Genomic DNA, 18,533 nt, shown 5'->3' on the forward strand with positions numbered 1-18,533 from the left:
CTTCTCAACGTCTATTAGACATTGGGAAGCTCTTTTATTTTAGACGGTCGTTTTTTTCTTTCCTAAATATGCTTCGACAATTCGCTCATCCTTGAGTAAATCATCCGCAGGTCCTTCAATAATTATTTTTCCTGTCTCCATTACATATCCATAATCAGCGATTTTCAATGCTTGTTTTGCGTTTTGTTCCACAAGCAGCACCGTCGTTCCATCTTCTTTGATTTCTTTAATTATATTAAATATTTCCGCAACAATTAGAGGAGCTAACCCCATAGAAGGCTCGTCTAATAATAATAGCTTCGGTTTTGCAAGCAATGCACGTGCAATTGCAAGCATTTGTTGTTGGCCGCCAGATAACGTACCAGCCAGCTGTGATTGGCGCTCCTCCAAAATCGGGAATCGTTTCATTACATTTTGTATATCTTTTTTCACATCATGATCTTTACGATGATAAGCGCCCATTTCAAGATTTTCTAAAACGGTCATGGTGGATAGAATTGCACGACCTTCTGGAACGAGGGAGATACCTTTCCTCAAAAGTTGGTGTGGACGCATTCCCGTTACATTTTGTCCTAAAAATTCTACCGTTCCCCTTTTTGGTTTTATAAGGCCGGCAATTGTTCGCATCGTCGTTGATTTACCAGCGCCATTAGCTCCAAGAAGTGTTACAATTTTTCCTTCTTCCACTTCTAAATGTATTCCTTTTAATGCTTGAATTTGTCCATAATAAGTTTCAATATTTGTTAACTTAAGCAATTGTCTCTTCCTCCTCTTTACCGAGGTAGGCTTCAATCACCGCTTCATTATTTTGAATTTCATCCGGTGTCCCTTCTGCCAATTTCTCACCAAAATTCAGAACGGTAATTCGATCACACAACCTCATGACAAGCGACATATCATGCTCAATAATGAGTACTGTAATTCCCATAGATTGTATTTTTTTTATTAAATCAAATAAATTATCCGTTTCCGTTTCGTTCATGCCTGCTGCCGGTTCATCAAGCAACAATAAAGTCGGATTGCTTGCTAATGCTCTAGCAATCTCCAATCTTCTTTGTTGACCATATGCTAAATTCTCTGCAAATTGGTCTTTCAATTGACCAAGTCCAACTAATTCTAATAATTCTTCACTTTTTTCTTTTAATAATTTCTCTTCTTGCTTTTGAGATTTCGTTCGAATTACGCTTCTGAAGACTCCCGCTGAAATTCTTGAATGCCCACCGACCATTACATTTTGTAACGCTGTCATTTGCGGAAACAGTCGAATATTTTGATAAGTTCTACAAATGCCTTTTTCGGTTATTTTATATGGCTTTAGTTTTGTAATTTTTTCTCCATTAAAAAAAATTTCACCTTCTGTCGGTTCAACAATATTTGTAATGCAATTAAACATCGTCGTTTTACCAGCACCATTTGGACCAATTAATCCATAAATTTCCCCTTGTTGAATTGTAAAAGAGATATTTTTTAATGCGGTAATCCCGCCAAAACGTTTTGTAATGTTTTTCACTTCAAGGACCATTAGCTAGTCCCCCTTTTAATACGTTTTCCTTTTAATCGATAAAACAAATGAAGATCTAATATTCCTTGAGGGCGAACAGCCATTAAAATCACGAGCATAATTCCATAAAATATATATCGATAGTCACTTACAAAACGTAATACTTCAGGCAATAATGTTAAAATGGTTGCTCCAAAAACGGAACCAATTATTACTTCGCTGCCGCCAAAGACTGTAAATATCAAAATTTCTACTGCGCGATGATATGAAAAATCAGATGGAGAAATATAGCCAATTGTATGTGCAAATAGTGCACCAGCAAGTCCTGCGATAAAAGCTCCTTGTGCAAATGCTAATACTTTATAGTAAGTGATATTGATTCCCATTGACTCCGCCGCTTTTTCGTCCATTTGTATGGAAGAATAAGCTCGTCCAATTCTTGAATTTTGTTGACGAATGACAAACCATAAAATGAATAAAACGATTATGAATAGAACGATAACAAGGGATAAATAAACAAATTGATTATTTTTCAAACCTAGAGCACTAGGTTCTATTCCGATACTTTTTGCAAACTTTAGCAATTCCCTCCCCAACTGAGGAATACCAGTTAAACCAACTGAGCCTTTCGTCAAGCTTTCCCAATTGACAAAGAGAACACGAATAACTTCTCCAAATCCTAATGTTGCAATTGCCAAATATACACCCGTTAATCTTAATGATGGGATTCCAACGATAATACCGATTACACCTGCTAAGAGGGCACCCACTAAAATTGTTACATAAAGTGGAAGTTCATAATGAATCGTTAGAAGGGCGGATGTGTAAGCACTAATTCCCATAAATCCTGCACTTCCTAAAGATAACTGCCCACTTGATAACGGAACATATATACTAAGGGCTAACATTATGTTAATTAATATGAAACATAAAACTTGTAAATAATATGGATTTAATAGTTCTCCTAACATTCTTATCACCTGCCCTCTGCCGTCTTGGATCCAAATATACCTTGTGGTCGAATTAATAAAATAAGAATTATCATGATAAATGAGATAGCGTCTCGATATCCCGAATCGCCATAAGCAACAAGCAACGTTTCAGATAAACCGAGGATTAGCCCCCCAACCATTGCTCCTTTCACATTGCCCATACCACCTAAAATAATGATGGCAAGACCCTTTAACCCCATAGATAAACCCATTTGTGGACTTACCGAGTTAAAGGCCATACCTACTAAAATACCTGCTATGCCTCCCATGCCGGAAGCGATAATCATCGTTAATGTGATGATTTTTTTCGTATCCACTCCAAGAATACTTGCTGTTTCTAAATTTTCTGCCGTAGCTCTCAGGGCTTTACCAGCTTTTGTTTTTGAAAGCCAAACGGATAATCCGACCATTAATATGACGGAAATAACAAAAATCGTAATTTGTACTAAATAAATTGTTATTGAACCAATTTCAAAACGAATTTCTGCAAAAGCAGTTCGAAATGGCTTATTTCCAGCTCCGAACATATGATGAGATAAATTTTCAAGAAAGATTGATACACCAATCGTACTAATTAGTGGAGCCAAATGGGATACTCCCTTTTTCCCTCTAAGAGGGCGTAAACTGAAGATTTCTAACAGATAACCTAATAAGGAAGTAACGACTATCGACGCAAGAAAAGCAAGCCACAACGGCCAACCTAATACACTCGTCGTCAATACACCAATAAAAGCTCCTACCATAAAAATTTCGCCATGGGCCATGTTGATGATGCCTAATACGCCAAAAACTAGAGTAAACCCAAGGGCGACAATCGCATAAATACTTCCTAATGTAATCCCATTAATCAACTGTTCAATTAGCAATAACCATCACCCTTTTCATATAAGGAAAAGTAGAATTCGAGGTTATTCCTCGAATTCTACAAACTTCCCATCTTTTATTTCTACAACTGTAACATCCATCACGACATCACCAACTTCATTGAATGAAAATAGTCCTAATATCCCTTCAAAATCTTTCGTCTCAGCTAGTGCATCTCGGAATGCATCTCGATCATCACCTGTTCCCGCTCTCTTTAATGCATCTGCATAAATATAAAGAGCATCATATGCTTGCGCAGCAAATTGGTCAGGCTTTTTCCCATATTCCTCTTCGTATTTTTTGTTAAATTCAACAATTTTTGGATCTGTAGAATCCCCGAAATACGGTGTTCCTACAATTAAACCGTTTGCAGCATCGCCTGCAATTTCTAAAACTTGAGGGGAGTTAAATCCATTTCCTCCAACGAACGGAACGGTAATGCCCATCTTCCGCGCTTGATCGATAATAACGGCTCCTTCGTTATATAAAGCAGAAGCTAAAACTAAATCTGGATTCGTATTTTTGATTTTCGTTAGCTGTGCTTTATAGTCGCTTTGACCTTTTTGATATGTTTCAATTGTTGTAATTTCTAAGCCCATTTCTTCCGCAGTTCTTTTCATCACTTCAAATCCCGCTTTTGTAAAAGCATCATCATTCCCATAAATAATGGCAACCTTTTTTGCTCCTGTTCTTTTTACTGTTTTTTCCATTGCAGCAGGAATTGCTAACGCTTCCGGAATTGAATTTCGGAATACATAATCTCCAATTTCAGGAATTCCGTCCGCTGTTGTAGATGTACCCATAATTGTAATACCGTTTAAATCAGCTTCAGGTGCAACCGCGAAAAATTCCGTACTAAGCGTTGGTCCAATAATTGCAAGAATAGAATCATCGGCCATTAATTTTTGACCGGCATTTACCGCTTGTTCCGCTTCACCAGCAGAATCTTCAATTACTAATTCAATATTCACTTCACCTTTTTCATTAATTTCCTTTTGAGCTAATTTCAACCCTTGTGTAATCGCCTCTCCATAGGCAGCCCCTGCACCAGATAGGTATGAAATTACCCCGATTTTTGCTTGAATTACCTCTCCAGATGTTTCGTCTTCAATACTTGTTTTACTTTGTCCTCCGCTGTTTGTTGATGTTGATGAACTACCACAAGCTGTTAATAGAATTAACATGAATGTTGCTAAAATAATTAGAAACTTTTGCATTTTGAATCCCCCTAAAAATTCAATTCTATTAATTTACACTATTGGAGTAATGTAAATCTCTATTTATTATTCTATTAATTGAATTTTAAAAATATTACAAACTCTATTTATAAAAATTTCTAATAAAATAAAAAAATACTTGGAAATACATAAGTATTCCCAAGTATTTGAAATAGTTATAATTAGTCTTGTAACAGTGTATCAGCAAATACATATTCGCGTTGCTGCTCATCTGCAACCGCTTTATACACAACATATCCATTTAACGTGTTTAGACCTTTTTTCAGTGCTTCATTTTCTAAACAAGCTTGTTTATATCCTTTATTGGCAATTTGTAACGCATAAGGAACCGTTACATTTGTCAACGCAATTGTTGATGTTCTTGGAACTGCTCCTGGAATGTTTGGAACTGCATAATGTAAAACACCGTATTTTTCAAATGTTGGCTTATCGTGAGAAGTAGGGTTGTTCGCTGTAATTTCCGTACTTCCACCCTGATCGATCGCAATATCAACGATAACAGAACCAGGTTTCATTTGTTTTACCATTTCTTCCGTTACTAATTTAGGAGCTCTTGCACCAGGAATTAGAACAGAACTGATTACAAGATCTGATTGTTTCACAGACTCTGCGATATTATACGGATTAGAAATTAATGTTTTAACAGAAGATCCAAAGATATCTTCTAATTGACGTAAACGATCCGGATTCAGTTCAATAATTGTTACATCTGCACCCATGCCGATAGCAACGCGAGCAGCATTTGTTCCAGCTACTCCCCCACCGATAATTGTAACTTTTCCTCGGGGTACACCAGGTACACCGCCTAATAAAATTCCATTACCACCATTTAATTTTTCTAAATGATGCGCCCCAATTTGGACACTCATTTTTCCAGCAACTTCACTCATTGGCGTTAATAACGGTAATGCTCGATTTGGTAATTGCACTGTTTCGTATGCAATTCCAATTACTTTTTTATCTAATAACGCTTGTGTTAATTCGTATTCAGGTGCTAAATGCAAGTAAGTGAAGAGGATTTGTCCTTCATAAAAATATTTGTATTCGCTTTCAATTGGTTCTTTTACTTTTAAAACTAATTCCTGTGACCAAGCTTCTTCAGCAGTATCAACAATTTTTGCTCCCGCAGCAATATAGTCTTCATCAGTGAATGAAGAGCCTAGTCCAGCACCTTTTTGAATATATACTTCATGACCAGCATTCGTTAAAGTTACAACCCCTGCAGGTGTCATTGCTACACGATTTTCATTATTTTTTATTTCTTTAGGTATTCCAATTTTCACGAAAACTCCCACCCTTTGCTTGAATATTCGTAATAAAAAATCAATCACCACTATTCTATCAATTGTTAAAAAAAAATTAAATTATTTTTTGAAAAATTTATCTTCCAAATTTCTTCACATTATTCATAATTGTAAATGAGCATTTTGCAAAATTAGATTTTTTGGATAAAAGTATAAAAAATAAAGCACTCGACAAATAGCTACCAGCATGTTATTTTACAAAATATTACAATAATCCTGTTTTTGGGCATACCTGCAGAATTTTTCACATTGAATTTTTTTAAGCGGCTTTCTTCCCTTTATTTTCCTTTGCCATCGCTAGCGCTGAAACAAGTAATACAATAGCGTTCAGGTAAATATGGCTCTTTACTTTCTCAATTCCCCATACATGTAGGGAGTTCGCCGTAAGGTAGCTTTTCATTCTTGAATTACAGCGTTCTACACTTGTCCTCTCGTTGTAAAGCTCTTTCCAACGTTTTGTATCACGGTGCGGATTGGAATATCGGCGCACATCCTTTTTGATGTCGACTTTTACCACCATTCCATAGTTGGAAGATGAACAGGCTGCCATTCCTAATGGGCAATCCACTTTGCCGGTTGCGTGAGGACATCTGAACTTGAGCTGGTCCTTATCAGCTCCCCAATAAGTCATTTCATAACCCATGGAACAACGCGGAGTTCCATTGGAAGAAATCCCTTCAGGAGGCTCTTTTTCGTTGCGCAAATTGAGCGGGATAATGGCTTGCGCTCCAATGTTTTTGGCTGATTCATAGTTTTTTAGTTGGTCATATCCGCCATCCATGATCAGAAATTCAATTTTGGATTTGGTACGCTCTGCCACTTGCTCGATTAATTCTGGTGCGACTTCTCCATCGTTCACATGGGCAGGGGTTACTTTTATGGCCATTGGCAGTTCGCTTGCGGTATCGACTGAAAGATGCATCTTATAGCCAAACCAGGTAATTTTATTGCCGAAGGAATCATATTTTGCGCCCCAATTGGCATTACCCGTTTGTTCACTACGCTTTTTGGGCTGTTTCTTTTCATAGGCATCAATGGCGGCACTGTCGATGGCCTGGTGGCTGCCGTCAATTATTCCTTCCTCCTGAGCTAACTGTACCAAGTCAAGGAAGATCTTTTCAGCCAGCTTTTTTTTGGTAAGTGCTGCAAAAACCCGGCTGAGAGTGGAGATAGACGGTGCGGGGCGATCAATCGATAAACCGCATTGATAACGGAAACGAAGGTCTTTATCCAATCGATGATGAAGGGCGGTAAAGGTGTCGATGCCTTCGAGTGGGGCAGCGATGAGAGCCCTTAGAATCCCTTCTCTGGAATGACCGTCAGCCCCTCGGGGTGAAGAACTTCTCAACTGTTTAGCATAAGGGCGTAAATCAAGCGAGCTAAAAAAGATAGGTAATTTCTCTTTTGACTCTAATTTTTGCAGTTCTTCAAAGGAAAATAGGCTTTCTTGTAGAATATACAAAGTGACTTCCTCCTTTTGAATTTTTTGTTGTTTCGTCACTTCAAAAATTCTACATTTTAGGGGTGAAGTCCTTTTTTATGTCTTTGAAATCCTTATGGCTCTTGGGTCAAAAAATATGCAAAATGCTCAAATATAAAAAATTACAGTATTGTAGAAAATCATTTACAATAATTAGAAGATTTTGTGAATGTTTTTCATTTTTAACTAAAATAGCATTCTCATTGTCTGAAAATTTGATATAATAGAAACATAGTTAAAGGAGGTAAACAATATGACAAAGTATAAGAGTATTGTGGTGGCTGTGGATGGTTCTAAAGAAGCAGAATACGCTTTTAAAAAAGCAACTGAAATCGCTAAACAAAACGAGGATGCAAAATTAAACTTAGTGAATGTAATTGATACTCGCTCTTTTGCAGCAATTGAAGCATATGATCGCTCAATCGCTGAAAAAGCACAGGCGTTCTCTGAAGAATTACTTGAAGGATATAAAAAGAAAGCTGAAGAAGCTGGCGTAAAAAATGTGAACGTAATCATTGAATACGGATCTCCAAAAACAATCATTACAAAAGAATTATCCAAATTAGTAGATGCTGATTTAATTGTCTGCGGTGCTACTGGTCTAAATGCCGTTGAACGTTTCTTAATCGGTTCAGTATCAGAAGCAATTGTTCGCTCTGCAAAATGTGATGTTCTTGTAGTTCGCACGCCTGAAAATTAATCTAGTATAGATTTTAACCCTTTATGATTTCGAAATCATAAAGGGTTTTTTTGATTTAAAGTTTTTGTTATCTTTTTGCAATAGAAGTTTTTGTCGAATTATGATACAACTATATCTGTTCTCAATTAACCGTCGCTATAACGCTCATTTTGCTTTTTTAGTTGGCTTCTACTCCTTTGAGTTCACAATAAATGTTTATGGCAAACTAAAAATGTAACGTTTGGCAATTAATTTATGCAGGTCCTATAAAACAAAAAACCACTTGCCAACATTCCCCAAATACACTACCCTCCTAGTTGGACAAAACAGTTCAACGGGAGGTATTCAAGGAGATGTTAGCAGTGGCTGAAATTCATTATATCAGATATGAAGCAAACCAAAAAGGATGTTCCTATTCCGATATTGCCAAAAGAATGAATCGTGATCCAAGAACAGTGAAGAAGTATGCGGAAATGGAAGACTTCAGTCCCTCAAAAGTTAAACAAACGAGAAAAGCGAAAGTGATGGATCCAGTGAAACCGATATTGGATCAATGGATTAAAGAGGACTTGACAAAGAAGAAAAAATATCGAAGAACTGCGAAACGAATGTATGAAATCTTAAAAGAAGAATATGGATTTACAGGTTCAGATCGTTCTGTTCGGCTCTATGTATCAAAAAGAAAGGCTGTTTTCGTAAACTTTGTTGTTTTTTTATAGGAAAAGTTATCTTATACTATAATAAATAATAATATCCAAAAAATAACAATAAGGAGGAGTTCATTAATGCTATTTGTGTTATTTGTTATACCATTATTAGGCACTTTATGGTTTTTAAATTTTACTACTTTTTTAAAGAAGTTAAAGAATGGAAAAGACACCCATAACCAAAATGTCTTAGGAGCAGTCTTAACATTTATTTTAATCTTGGCTATAATCATCTTAATCATTGAAGCAAAAACCATCGCCCTCTGATGGTTTTTCTTTAGGCTATTCCTCTTAAAGAGTTAACGATTATTTTATTCGATTTTTGACAGGCTGAAATAAGCATTTGTTCAACACGCTTATCAAATGCTAAATTCTTTCCTAATTCGAGCCAACGGAACCAATAAAGGTAATTGTCTAAATATAGAGTTCCTACACCTTTAAAGCGGTACATCCAACCTTTTAAACGATTGTGAAAATTATTTACGTGTTGGATATGGTAGATGCCCTTTTTCACACGTTGTTTTAGTCGTTCATTTACTGTTTCGTGTTGCAAGCCTTTAATTCTTGCAAATTTTTTGTAATTAGTTGCGGTATCAGTACATAACAAAGCAGAAGGGTGAATATACCCTCCTATCACATTATCAATTTCCTCGGCTCTTACACGTCCTGTTCCTGCTTTTCGAGCAATGATATTTCCATTACGGTCTTGTGCAACTACAACAGCAATTTTAAGATTGGAAATCCCTCTTTTCCCATCTTTTTCTCCACGCTTTTTAGGTTTTCTATGATTTATTTGACGTTGACCTTTCAACGATTCACGAAAGAAAGTTTCATCACTCTCAACAATACCTTGTAATTGATTAAAACCTTGACTACCTAATGCATATAGGATTTTATGTCGCCAATAAAATGCAGTAGAAATGTGTATTTGCAGTTTGTCAGCGATTTTAGGTAGCGTATATCCCTCGACCATAAGTTCAATATATTTAACCCACTTCTCAGGATAATGTGAGCCTGAGAATGGTGTATTTGTCATATCATTAAACGACTTTCCACAATCTTTGCATAGATAACGCTGGCGACTGCGATATTTACCGTTCCGTTTAACATCTGTGCTGCCACAATGAACACAACCTAAACCCGAAGAAAATCGTGCTTCACGAAGACTTTTTAGAAGTTTATTGATTTTATCGGGTTCTTCTGGGAATAAGTCTTGCTTCATCGCTTCAAAAAGTGCTAACTGCTCTGATTTACTTAATTCGCTAAAATCCTCATAAACGTCTAACCACATATCTTTCATCCTCCTTAAAGTCTATAATATCAACTCTTTATACATATACCCAAGAAAGCAACAATTTATGCGAAAACAGCCAAAAGAAAACAAGAACTGCTCGAACAAAGTGAACCAGCTGCGTTACCTTTAGAATCGAAACCTGCAACGGCTCAAGTTGATTTTGGAGAAGCTCCTTTTCTCTATCAGGGGAAATACGTCGATTTTCCTTACCTGGTCGTTTCATTCCCTTACAGTAATGCTGCCTATGTGCAAGTCATGCCAGCTCAAAATCAAGAATGTTTCTTGGAAGGATTAAAACGAATCTTTCACTATATGGGAAGGGTTCCAAGGGTCATTCGTTTTGATAATCTCTCCCCTGCAGTAAAAACGATCTTGCCAAACGGAGAAAGAGAATTGACAGAGACATTTCAACGATTCGTTTTACATTATGGCTTTGAATGCGAGTTCTGCAACCCAGCCAGCGGAAATGAAAAAGGGAATGTCGAATCAAAGGTGAAATATATTCGAAACAATTTCTTTTTACCTGAACAAACAATCTATCAACTAGAAAGTTTTAATGAATCTTTATGGGAAAAATGTGAGAAGGACTGGAATCGTCCGCATTATGAGAAGGAGCGACTCATCGCTGAATTATTTGAAGAAGAACAAGCGTTATTTCTTCAATTGCCAGCCAAAGAATTTGAATGTGTCCGATATGAGCAGGTCACGGCTGATAAGTACGGTTTCATCCATTTAGAAAACAATTTATATTCCACGTCTCCCCGTTTTGCCAAACAAAAGGTTTTGGCAAAGATCTCTTATCATGAGATTGCCATTTTAACAGAAGAGCATGAGCTGATTATCAAGCACGAGCGTTTATATGGCACAAAACAAAAATCAATGAAATGGCAACCATATCTTACGTTAATGGCCAAAAGGCCAAATGCATTAAAATATACGGATTTCTATGAAAAGATGCCGGAAGAATGGAAAAATTATTTTTCCAATTGTACCGTTCAAGAAAAGAAGGAAGCATTACAACTACTAGCTGTTTTACTAAAAGAACATGATTTCGAAGTTTCGACACAGGCTTTGAGGATTGCCTCCCAGTATGGTCATCCGAAAGTAGAATCGATTAAACAGGTATTTTATCAATTAATCAATGGAAGAGGTATACGAGAGCCAATTCAACCGAAAAAACACGTTCCAGATATGCCGGAAGCCATCCGAGGAGTAAGGCATTATGACCGCCTATTCGAATCCCAAGGAGATGTGGCATCATGGAACAAATGATTAAGGAATATGCCAAAAGACTAAAATTAAGCTGGATTCCAGCCAATTACCATACCATCCATGCGGAAACAAATGAGGAATTTTTACTGAAGCTGTTTGAACGAGAAGTGCAGCATCGAGATGAGAGAAGGATAAATTTACTACTAAAACAGGCGACATTGCCGAAAATTCCAAATAAACCTTATGATTGGCGGGAGATTCAACTAGCCCCAGGCATCACAAAAGATTATATTTTAGAAGGTGAGTTTACGAAAAATCAGGAAAACCTTATCTTCTATGGCGGAGTGGGAACCGGTAAAACATTCCTTTCCACTCTCATCGCCCTCAATTTGATGAAAAAACAAGGAAAAAGAGTGAAGTTCTATACGGCCGCCTCCATTGTCAATGCTTTATTGGAGGCCAATGAAAAAGGTAACCTTGGTAAATTTCTCAATCAAATCGAAAAGTTGGATCTCTTGATTCTTGATGAATTGGGCTATATTCCATTGCATAAACAGGGGGCAGAGTTATTATTTCAAGTTATTTCCATGTGTTATGAAACCAAAAGCATCATTGTGACAACCAATTTACCATTTAGCCAATGGAATAATGTCTTTGGCGATCCCATTTTAACAGAGGCCGTCATTGATCGGCTGATTCATCATTCTCATTTAATCATCTTCAATGGTGAAAGTCACCGATACAAAGACTCAATCTCTCAACGTTAACCATGGAATTTGGCAAGTGTATGTATGCATTTTTAATTGCCATTTCATACATTTTCTACTTGCCAAAAACATCACAATAAATATAGAAAGAATGATTCTATTGAAACGAAATTCATATTTTGATAATGCAAGAGCAATATTGATTTTCCTCGTTGTGTTTGGTCATATGATTAGTGAGTATATAGAAAATGAAAGGATTCTAGCAAATATTTATCTTTTCATCTATACATTTCATATGCCAGCATTCATTTTAATTTCTGGTTATTTTGCAAAAAAAGTTTATGAACAAGGCTATTTTAAAAAACTCATCAAAAAACTCCTCATCCCTTATATTATTTTTCAAGTGTTGTACACTTTTTACTATGATTTAATATTTGGAGACTCGATAGGTTATAGTTTATTTATCCCAAGATGGGGACTTTGGTTTTTGATGAGTTTGTTATTTTGGAATATTCTCTTATATTTCTTTGGAAAATTAAAATATGGACTTCCAATCGCAATTCTTATTTCTCTATTAATTGGCTATGATACTGAAGTGGATGAATTTTTAAGTTTGTCCCGCACCTTTTTCTTCTTTCCGTTTTTCTTAGCTGGATTTCATTTAAAAGAACAGCATTTTGTCAAAATAAAATCCAAAATCAACGTATTTATTGGCACAGTACTTGCCATCGTAGGTTTTATCATCATAGTTCTCTATGTACCAATCGACTTCAGATTTTGGTTATTTGGAAAAAGACCATATGAAGAAATAACGAATCTCTTAGAATATTCAGCACTCATAAGATTAAGTACATACGGTATTCAGCTGTTAGCGTTGTATACCTTTTTTTCCCTCGTTCCTAAAAAACAATGCTATCTTACATCCATCGGCCAATCTACGATGGTGATTTATTTGCTTCATATGGCTATTGTTCGAGTTTTCCGTGAGTCTTCAATAAAGTCGTATATCATAGAATCAAGCCAATATTGGTTATTGTTTGTATTCAGCTTATTAATTGTATACTGTTTGTCAAGAAAACCGGTCGTCCACTTCGTTGATACGTTATTGTACAAAAAATTTTAATAGGTGTTTAACGGGGTGTGTCTATAAAATTAGACATCTCCTCTTTTTTTATAAATTTCCTATTTTCTCGCATTTTGTTCTTTCCAAATTTTCACTTTTTCAAAGAAGTATAATAATGCTTGCTTATTGGATAAATTCGGCACCTTCGCTAATAATACTTCTTTTGGCGGCCTCAATGTATCACTTTTCTTTTGCAATATTAAAATGCTTTTTTCATGCAATTTGGATTTAAAGATGTTTTCTGGAAGCTGCATCACAGCTTGAATCCACGCATACTTCTTCAAAAATTTATGCAACATTTCAGCTTGTTCCGATTCAAATAAAGTTGCAGGGATTAAAAAAATCAAATAAGCGCCATCTTTCGTATAATTTAATGCTTGTTCAATATATAAGTGATGAGCGTAACTCATCCCTTCTTTAGAACTTAATTCATAGTTTTTTGCAATATCATCATTTGGATAAAATCCTACTGGTAAATCACAAACTACCACATCTACAGGGTCAACTAGTAATGGTCTTAACGCATCTTGGTGGTATAACTGAATTGGTTGTTCAATAAGCTCTGCAATTTCCCCAGCTAATTGAATTAACAATTCATCCACTTCCACACCCGTTGCGAACACTTTTCCATCCAATTTGTTCATAATCGTAAACATTAAATTACCTGTTCCTAAAGCCGGGTCTAAAATTGAAATTGTTCCATCTTTTAATGTTTCCTCAAAAAATTGTTCAACGAAATACGTTATTAATAAGCCTAAAGAATCTGGCGTCATTTGGTGATTTGGTTGAGAAGATTCGCGCATTCCTTTTAATATAGAAAGCTGAATTGCTTTACGCATTTCTTCCTTCGTTGCTGCTTCAAAGGGTAATTCATATTTTCCATCAAGTATCCCCTTGAGAGTTGTTAAGACACTCTCTAAATATGTAGAGGACTCTGTTTTTTCAAGTTCCTCTGTTTTTTTATTGATAAAGGTAAATATTTGCTCTATCTTTTCCATCAAATTCTTCCTTTCATTAATTTCCATTTTTTTATGGAGTTACGATTAGAACGACAGGAACATAGTCGAAAATAAGTGTAGACAAAGCCGTCTTTGACTTTGTCTACATAAAAAGTTGTTATCATAAAACTATCATATACGATAAAAGAACTTCTTGCATCATCGTATTGTTAAATCAATTCTTTAACAGCGTTAATCGCCGCTTCATAATTTGGATGGTTTGTTGTTTCAGGAACATATTCTACATATCGAACAATACCTTCACGATCGACAACAAACACCGCACGAGCTAATAAGCGTAACTCTTCAATTGCAACTCCATAAGCTTTTCCAAATGAAAGGTCTTTATGGTCTGATACTGTCACTACTCGATCAATACCAGCTGCTCCACACCAGCGTTTTTGAGCAAAAGGTAAGTCAACAGAAACAGTATAAACAACCACATCTTCTCCTAATTTTGCTGCTTCTTCATTAAAACGGCGAGTTTCTGCATCACAAACACCTGTATCAAGAGACGGTACAGTAGCGAATAAGCGAATTTTACCTTCAGAATCTTTTAATGTTACAGGTGTTAAATCATTGGCAAGCACCGTAAAGTCTGGTGCAATGTCACCAACTTTCACTTCATTTCCTAACAATGTTACTGGATTATTTTTAAATGTCACTTCAGCCATTTGAATATTCCTCCTTCTTTTCTACTTATTTCATCTTACTAAACACCTTCACGTATAAGCAAATAACTTAACTTGAAAATTAAAAACCATTCAGCGTCTAAAATTTTCATGACACTGAATGGTTTTAGTAACTCTATACTGTTTGATGATTTGATTCAATCATTTTTTCTTTTATAACTTTTTTTTCATTTTTCACATACACTTTTTCATGCACCACAATGGTATCTGCTATATAATCTTGTAGTCCTTGATTTTTTGGAGTAAATGCAACAGCAATATAAGGAAGCCAAATTGTATTGTTAATAAAACGAGAGACTAACTCTCTAAACAATACTGTACTCCAAGATAGTTTTTGTTCTTTCAGTGACTTTACTTTTAAACCGAAAATCATTTTGCCAACAGTTTGCTGCCAAAACTTTGTCATAAGTACAAAATATACATAATAGAAAAATCCTGAAATAATCGTAATAGGCGCATACCAAACGGAACTAGATAAATTCCAACCCATCATATAGAAAATTGGTTTAACTAAAATACTGACGATTGCTGTAACAATAAGACCATCTGTAATAAATGCCCAAAAACGAATCCAAAAACCAGCTGTTTTTTCTTCATATTCTGTAATGATTTCCGTTTCTGAAAATGTTTTTGGAAATTTTTCCTTTTGCTCTAGTTCTTTCTCTACACCAGCTTGCTGATCAGGCTTAATTTCTTTATCTGTCTCCACTTTGATTTCTTCTTCATTTGCAACGAACTTTTGAGCAATTTCCGAAGTGTGTGGATTTTCAATTTTAAGCTCCTCTTGGTCTCGATCGTTTGCTGAGTTTTGTTCCATTTGTTTGTTTTGTAAAATGTCATTATTCGACTCATGGGCAGAAGTTTTCCGGTTATTATCTTGATTATAACTCGTCATATTCCAGCCCTCCTTAATATTGGCCATATAAATACATTAATCGTGGTGCATCATAAGAATTCATCAATTTCATTAGCATCCGCTCTTCTGGTGAAGGGCCAAAGAGTGTTCCCAGTTTCATTGTAAATAAAGAAGCAAAACTACCTAAATTTGACTCATATTCGAACAATTCAGCGTCTTCCAATCCATAATCTTCTCTTAGTGACTGAATTGCATCCTCTAAACTTCCAAGCTCATCGACCAAACCAGCTCTTAACGCTTGACTACCACCTAAGATTCGTCCGTCCGCAACTTTTTTCACTTCCGCTTCAGTCATTCCTCTTCCTTGCTCTACTATATCTACAAATACTTCGTAAGATTCATTAATCATCTCTTGAATCATCGCTTTTTCTTCTTCTGTCGTAGGTCGAGTACCACCGAACATATCTTTATGTGGACCGGATTTGATTGTTTCAAATTCAACACCCAATTTTTTCGCTAGCTCTGCATAATTATAACTTTGCATGATAACACCAATGGAACCCGTAATTGTTTCACGATGGGCAAAGATTTTGTCTGCTGGAGCGGAAATATAATAACCACCTGATGCAGCCATGGATCCCATTGAAACGTATATTGGAATACCTTTTTCTTTAATTTTTAGCAATCTTTCATGAATTTCAGCAGATTCAATAACTCCACCACCTGGTGAATTGACAGATAATACAACACCTTGTACTGTATCATCTTCCAAAATTTGGTCTAATGAAGCAAGAAACATTTGGTGATCATATTCAAGCGGTACCCAAGGTGAACTTGAACCAACATCTTGAATTACTCCATCTATAGATAGTAAAGCAATTCGTTCATTAAAAGCCCCTGGTTCGAGGACCGTCTCTGCAAGTTCTACATCCGTAAGCGTCTCAAATCCACTTAAAAAGTCACTCTTGAGAAATGACATTAACGTATTGATTGCGATTGATGCAATCAGCAAAAAAACTGCTGCTCCTAACGCTATCCATCTTTTTAAATTCATCTAATTTACCTCCTTCAATTTACATACGTTTTTCAACAACAATTGTTTCAAAAAAATGATAAATTTTTCTATGCTAGTATAAGATTACATGAAAAAAAGGCATTCAGAAAGTAATTGTTTCTGAACGCCTTGACTTTGATATCACTTCATGCAATAGATAAGTATTTAATTAATTATTTTAGAACTTGCTTTTGCATTTCTCTTTGACGCAATTCTACGCGTCGAATTTTACCGGAAGCTGTTTTTGGTAGCTCGTCGATAAATTCGATTGCTCTCGGATATTTATACGGTGCAGTAATATTTTTTACATGCTCTTGTAACTCTTGAACTAGGGTAGGGCTATCCTTTAAAGATGGATCTTTTAAAACAACGAATGCTTTTACGATGCTTCCTCGAATCTCATCAGGACTTGCAACAACCGCACATTCTTTTACCGCTGGATGTTTAACAAGGGCATCTTCCACTTCGAAAGGCCCAATCGTATAACCGGAAGAAATGATAATATCATCTCCACGACCCTCAAACCAGAAGTATCCTTCTTCATCCTTATATGCACGGTCACCAGTTAAATACCATTCTCCACGGAATTGTCTTTGCGTACGCTCAGGATCATTTAAATAACCTTTAAACAATGCAGGTGTAGAAGAATGAACTGCAATATCTCCAACTTCGCCTGGTTTTGTTGGTTCTCCATCTTTATTAATAATATCCACAATATTTCCTGGAGTTGGTTTACCCATAGATCCTGGTTTTGGTTTCATGCCGAGGAGTGTTCCAACAAGCAATGTATTTTCAGTTTGTCCATAACCATCACGAACTTGTAAGTTAAATACATTTAAGAATTTATTGATTACTTCACTGTTTAACGGTTCCCCAGCAGAAACAGCGCTTCTTAAATTGGATAAATCATAAGATTCTAAATCATCCACTTTCGCCATCAAGCGATATTCTGTTGGTGTACAGCATAATACATTAATCTTGTAATCTTGCAACATTTGCAAGTAGTTTTTTGGATCGAATCGTCCTGTATGAACAAATGCTGTTGCCCCGCTTCCTAAAATAGCTAAGAATGGGCTCCAAATCCATTTCTGCCAACCTGGTGCTGCTGTCGCCCAAGCTAAATCATTTTCTTTTACACCGAGCCAGTGCTCAGCTGCTGTCCGTAAATGTGCATATCCCCAACTATGAGTATGAATAACCCCTTTTGGATTTCCTGTCGTTCCACTTGTATAAGATAAGAAAGCAACATCTGAACTTTTCGTTTGCACTTCATTAAATTCATCGGATAAATTTTCAAGCTCTTTTTCTATTTGAATCCACGGTTCATTCGCTTCACCGTAAACGAAAAGTTTTAATCCATTTAACGATTTTACATCATCAAATTGAGAAATTTCATTTGAGAAAGCAACAATTCCTTTTGCACCTGAGTGTTCGATGCGGTAGTCAATATCTTTTGCTCTTAACATTTCAGAGCTTGGAATAATTGTAATCCCTGCTTTTAATGCACCAATGTATGTAGCATAAGCTTCAGCAGAACGTGGAACCATGACAAGGAGAACGTCGCCTTTTGTCAGTCCATGTTTTTTAAATAAATTTGCTACTTTATTTGCTCTTTTTAATAACTCTACAAACGTGATTTTTTCTGTCGTACCGTCTTCATGGTGTACCAGTAACGCCACTTTGTTTTCATCTTTTGCCCATTTTTCGAATTCATCTGCAATATTATATTTCTCTGGAGCTAGTAAATCCTCTCTTTTCAAGCAAATTCCCCCTCAATTTTCAAAAATAAAAATATTATTCTAATTATAATATATTCAATAATATCATCAAAA

Annotated in this window: 18 protein-coding genes and 1 pseudogene; 6 read left to right on the forward strand and 13 right to left on the reverse strand. The window is 35.9% G+C overall.

Annotation, left to right across the window (positions count from 1 at the left end; genetic code table 11):
- Positions 1 to 39 precede the first annotated feature (39 nt).
- The 7 genes from UtA1_RS13225 to UtA1_RS13255 all read right to left on the reverse strand — a co-directional run bounded on the left by UtA1_RS13225 (position 40) and on the right by UtA1_RS13255 (position 7,361).
- The gene (locus UtA1_RS13225; RefSeq protein ID WP_016837116.1) at positions 40 to 756 is read right to left on the reverse strand and encodes an ABC transporter ATP-binding protein; all 717 of its coding nucleotides are present in this window, start codon (positions 754 to 756) and stop codon (positions 40 to 42) included.
- The gene (locus tag UtA1_RS13230; protein WP_016837115.1) at positions 749 to 1,522 is read right to left on the reverse strand and encodes an ABC transporter ATP-binding protein; all 774 of its coding nucleotides are present in this window, start codon (positions 1,520 to 1,522) and stop codon (positions 749 to 751) included. Before UtA1_RS13230 ends, UtA1_RS13225 begins: the two co-directional genes overlap by 8 nt.
- On the reverse strand, positions 1,522 to 2,472 hold the full coding sequence (locus UtA1_RS13235; RefSeq protein WP_096551525.1) for a branched-chain amino acid ABC transporter permease: 951 nt from the start codon (positions 2,470 to 2,472) through the stop codon (positions 1,522 to 1,524). Before UtA1_RS13235 ends, UtA1_RS13230 begins: the two co-directional genes overlap by 1 nt.
- A gap of 5 nt (positions 2,473 to 2,477) precedes the next feature.
- Positions 2,478 to 3,359 carry a branched-chain amino acid ABC transporter permease gene (locus UtA1_RS13240; protein ID WP_096551527.1) on the reverse strand — a complete coding sequence of 294 codons (882 nt, stop codon included), beginning with the start codon at positions 3,357 to 3,359 and terminating at the stop codon, positions 2,478 to 2,480.
- A 42-nt stretch (positions 3,360 to 3,401) separates the two neighbouring features.
- Entirely contained in the window at positions 3,402 to 4,574 is a 1,173-nt protein-coding gene (locus tag UtA1_RS13245; RefSeq protein WP_096551529.1) for an ABC transporter substrate-binding protein, read from the reverse strand.
- A 182-nt stretch (positions 4,575 to 4,756) separates the two neighbouring features.
- A complete protein-coding gene (gene ald / locus UtA1_RS13250) occupies positions 4,757 to 5,878 on the reverse strand; it encodes an alanine dehydrogenase (protein ID WP_096551531.1) in 1,122 nt (373 codons plus the stop codon).
- Between the two features lie 280 nt (positions 5,879 to 6,158).
- A complete protein-coding gene (locus UtA1_RS13255) occupies positions 6,159 to 7,361 on the reverse strand; it encodes a transposase (RefSeq protein ID WP_096550413.1) in 1,203 nt (400 codons plus the stop codon).
- Between the two features lie 271 nt (positions 7,362 to 7,632).
- On the opposite strand from UtA1_RS13255, the gene UtA1_RS13260 reads away from it, so the two are divergent.
- The 3 genes and pseudogenes from UtA1_RS13260 to UtA1_RS13270 all read left to right on the forward strand — a co-directional run bounded on the left by UtA1_RS13260 (position 7,633) and on the right by UtA1_RS13270 (position 9,032).
- Positions 7,633 to 8,079, forward strand: coding sequence for a universal stress protein (locus tag UtA1_RS13260; protein WP_016837110.1), 447 nt, complete (start codon positions 7,633 to 7,635; stop codon positions 8,077 to 8,079).
- Positions 8,080 to 8,411: 332 nt separating this feature from the next.
- A pseudogene (locus UtA1_RS13265) lies at positions 8,412 to 8,744 on the forward strand (IS21 family transposase); the annotation flags it as partial.
- A 99-nt stretch (positions 8,745 to 8,843) separates the two neighbouring features.
- Positions 8,844 to 9,032, forward strand: a complete 189-nt coding sequence (locus UtA1_RS13270; RefSeq protein WP_096551533.1) for a hypothetical protein — start codon at positions 8,844 to 8,846, stop codon at positions 9,030 to 9,032.
- A gap of 10 nt (positions 9,033 to 9,042) precedes the next feature.
- Here UtA1_RS13270 and UtA1_RS13275 read toward each other — a convergent pair whose 3' ends face one another.
- Positions 9,043 to 10,056, reverse strand: coding sequence for an IS1595 family transposase (locus UtA1_RS13275; protein WP_096551535.1), 1,014 nt, complete (start codon positions 10,054 to 10,056; stop codon positions 9,043 to 9,045).
- A 96-nt stretch (positions 10,057 to 10,152) separates the two neighbouring features.
- Between UtA1_RS13275 and istA the strand changes: the two genes are divergently transcribed.
- The 3 genes from istA to UtA1_RS13290 all read left to right on the forward strand — a co-directional run bounded on the left by istA (position 10,153) and on the right by UtA1_RS13290 (position 13,101).
- Positions 10,153 to 11,331, forward strand: a complete 1,179-nt coding sequence (istA, locus tag UtA1_RS13280) for an IS21 family transposase (RefSeq protein WP_456300782.1) — start codon at positions 10,153 to 10,155, stop codon at positions 11,329 to 11,331.
- Entirely contained in the window at positions 11,319 to 12,038 is a 720-nt protein-coding gene (gene istB, locus UtA1_RS13285; protein ID WP_096551537.1) for an IS21-like element helper ATPase IstB, read from the forward strand. Before istA ends, istB begins: the two co-directional genes overlap by 13 nt.
- 100 nt (positions 12,039 to 12,138) lie before the next feature.
- Entirely contained in the window at positions 12,139 to 13,101 is a 963-nt protein-coding gene (locus tag UtA1_RS13290) for an acyltransferase family protein (protein ID WP_172597879.1), read from the forward strand.
- A gap of 59 nt (positions 13,102 to 13,160) precedes the next feature.
- Here the strand turns inward: UtA1_RS13290 and UtA1_RS13295 are convergent, their stop codons facing one another.
- The 5 genes from UtA1_RS13295 to mbcS form a co-directional block, all read right to left on the reverse strand.
- A complete protein-coding gene (locus UtA1_RS13295; protein ID WP_096551541.1) occupies positions 13,161 to 14,099 on the reverse strand; it encodes a class I SAM-dependent methyltransferase in 939 nt (312 codons plus the stop codon).
- A gap of 170 nt (positions 14,100 to 14,269) precedes the next feature.
- The gene (gene tpx, locus UtA1_RS13300; protein WP_016837107.1) at positions 14,270 to 14,773 is read right to left on the reverse strand and encodes a thiol peroxidase; all 504 of its coding nucleotides are present in this window, start codon (positions 14,771 to 14,773) and stop codon (positions 14,270 to 14,272) included.
- Between the two features lie 133 nt (positions 14,774 to 14,906).
- Positions 14,907 to 15,686 carry an RDD family protein gene (locus UtA1_RS13305; protein WP_232019849.1) on the reverse strand — a complete coding sequence of 260 codons (780 nt, stop codon included), beginning with the start codon at positions 15,684 to 15,686 and terminating at the stop codon, positions 14,907 to 14,909.
- A gap of 13 nt (positions 15,687 to 15,699) precedes the next feature.
- The gene (gene sppA / locus UtA1_RS13310; RefSeq protein ID WP_096551543.1) at positions 15,700 to 16,701 is read right to left on the reverse strand and encodes a signal peptide peptidase SppA; all 1,002 of its coding nucleotides are present in this window, start codon (positions 16,699 to 16,701) and stop codon (positions 15,700 to 15,702) included.
- Between the two features lie 173 nt (positions 16,702 to 16,874).
- Positions 16,875 to 18,461, reverse strand: coding sequence for an acyl-CoA synthetase MbcS (gene mbcS / locus UtA1_RS13315; RefSeq protein WP_096551545.1), 1,587 nt, complete (start codon positions 18,459 to 18,461; stop codon positions 16,875 to 16,877).
- Positions 18,462 to 18,533: the final 72 nt, after the last annotated feature.

The organism is Ureibacillus thermosphaericus, from assembly GCF_002370195.2.
Taxonomy (GTDB): Bacteria; Bacillota; Bacilli; order Bacillales_A; family Planococcaceae; genus Ureibacillus; species Ureibacillus thermosphaericus.

Excerpts from the sequence above, each read along its gene's own strand:
- UtA1_RS13305 (WP_232019849.1), bottom strand. The coding sequence starts at position 15,686 with ATGACGAGTTATAATCAAGATAATAACCGGAAAACTTCTGCCCATGAG.
- UtA1_RS13275 (WP_096551535.1), bottom strand. The coding sequence starts at position 10,056 with ATGTGGTTAGACGTTTATGAGGATTTTAGCGAATTAAGTAAATCAGAG.
- UtA1_RS13230 (WP_016837115.1), bottom strand. The coding sequence starts at position 1,522 with ATGGTCCTTGAAGTGAAAAACATTACAAAACGTTTTGGCGGGATTACC.
- sppA (WP_096551543.1), bottom strand. The coding sequence starts at position 16,701 with ATGAATTTAAAAAGATGGATAGCGTTAGGAGCAGCAGTTTTTTTGCTG.
- istB (WP_096551537.1), top strand. The coding sequence starts at position 11,319 with ATGGAACAAATGATTAAGGAATATGCCAAAAGACTAAAATTAAGCTGG.
- UtA1_RS13245 (WP_096551529.1), bottom strand. The coding sequence starts at position 4,574 with ATGCAAAAGTTTCTAATTATTTTAGCAACATTCATGTTAATTCTATTA.
- UtA1_RS13260 (WP_016837110.1), top strand. The coding sequence starts at position 7,633 with ATGACAAAGTATAAGAGTATTGTGGTGGCTGTGGATGGTTCTAAAGAA.
- UtA1_RS13270 (WP_096551533.1), top strand. The coding sequence starts at position 8,844 with ATGCTATTTGTGTTATTTGTTATACCATTATTAGGCACTTTATGGTTT.
- UtA1_RS13235 (WP_096551525.1), bottom strand. The coding sequence starts at position 2,472 with ATGTTAGGAGAACTATTAAATCCATATTATTTACAAGTTTTATGTTTC.
- tpx (WP_016837107.1), bottom strand. The coding sequence starts at position 14,773 with ATGGCTGAAGTGACATTTAAAAATAATCCAGTAACATTGTTAGGAAAT.
- UtA1_RS13295 (WP_096551541.1), bottom strand. The coding sequence starts at position 14,099 with ATGGAAAAGATAGAGCAAATATTTACCTTTATCAATAAAAAAACAGAG.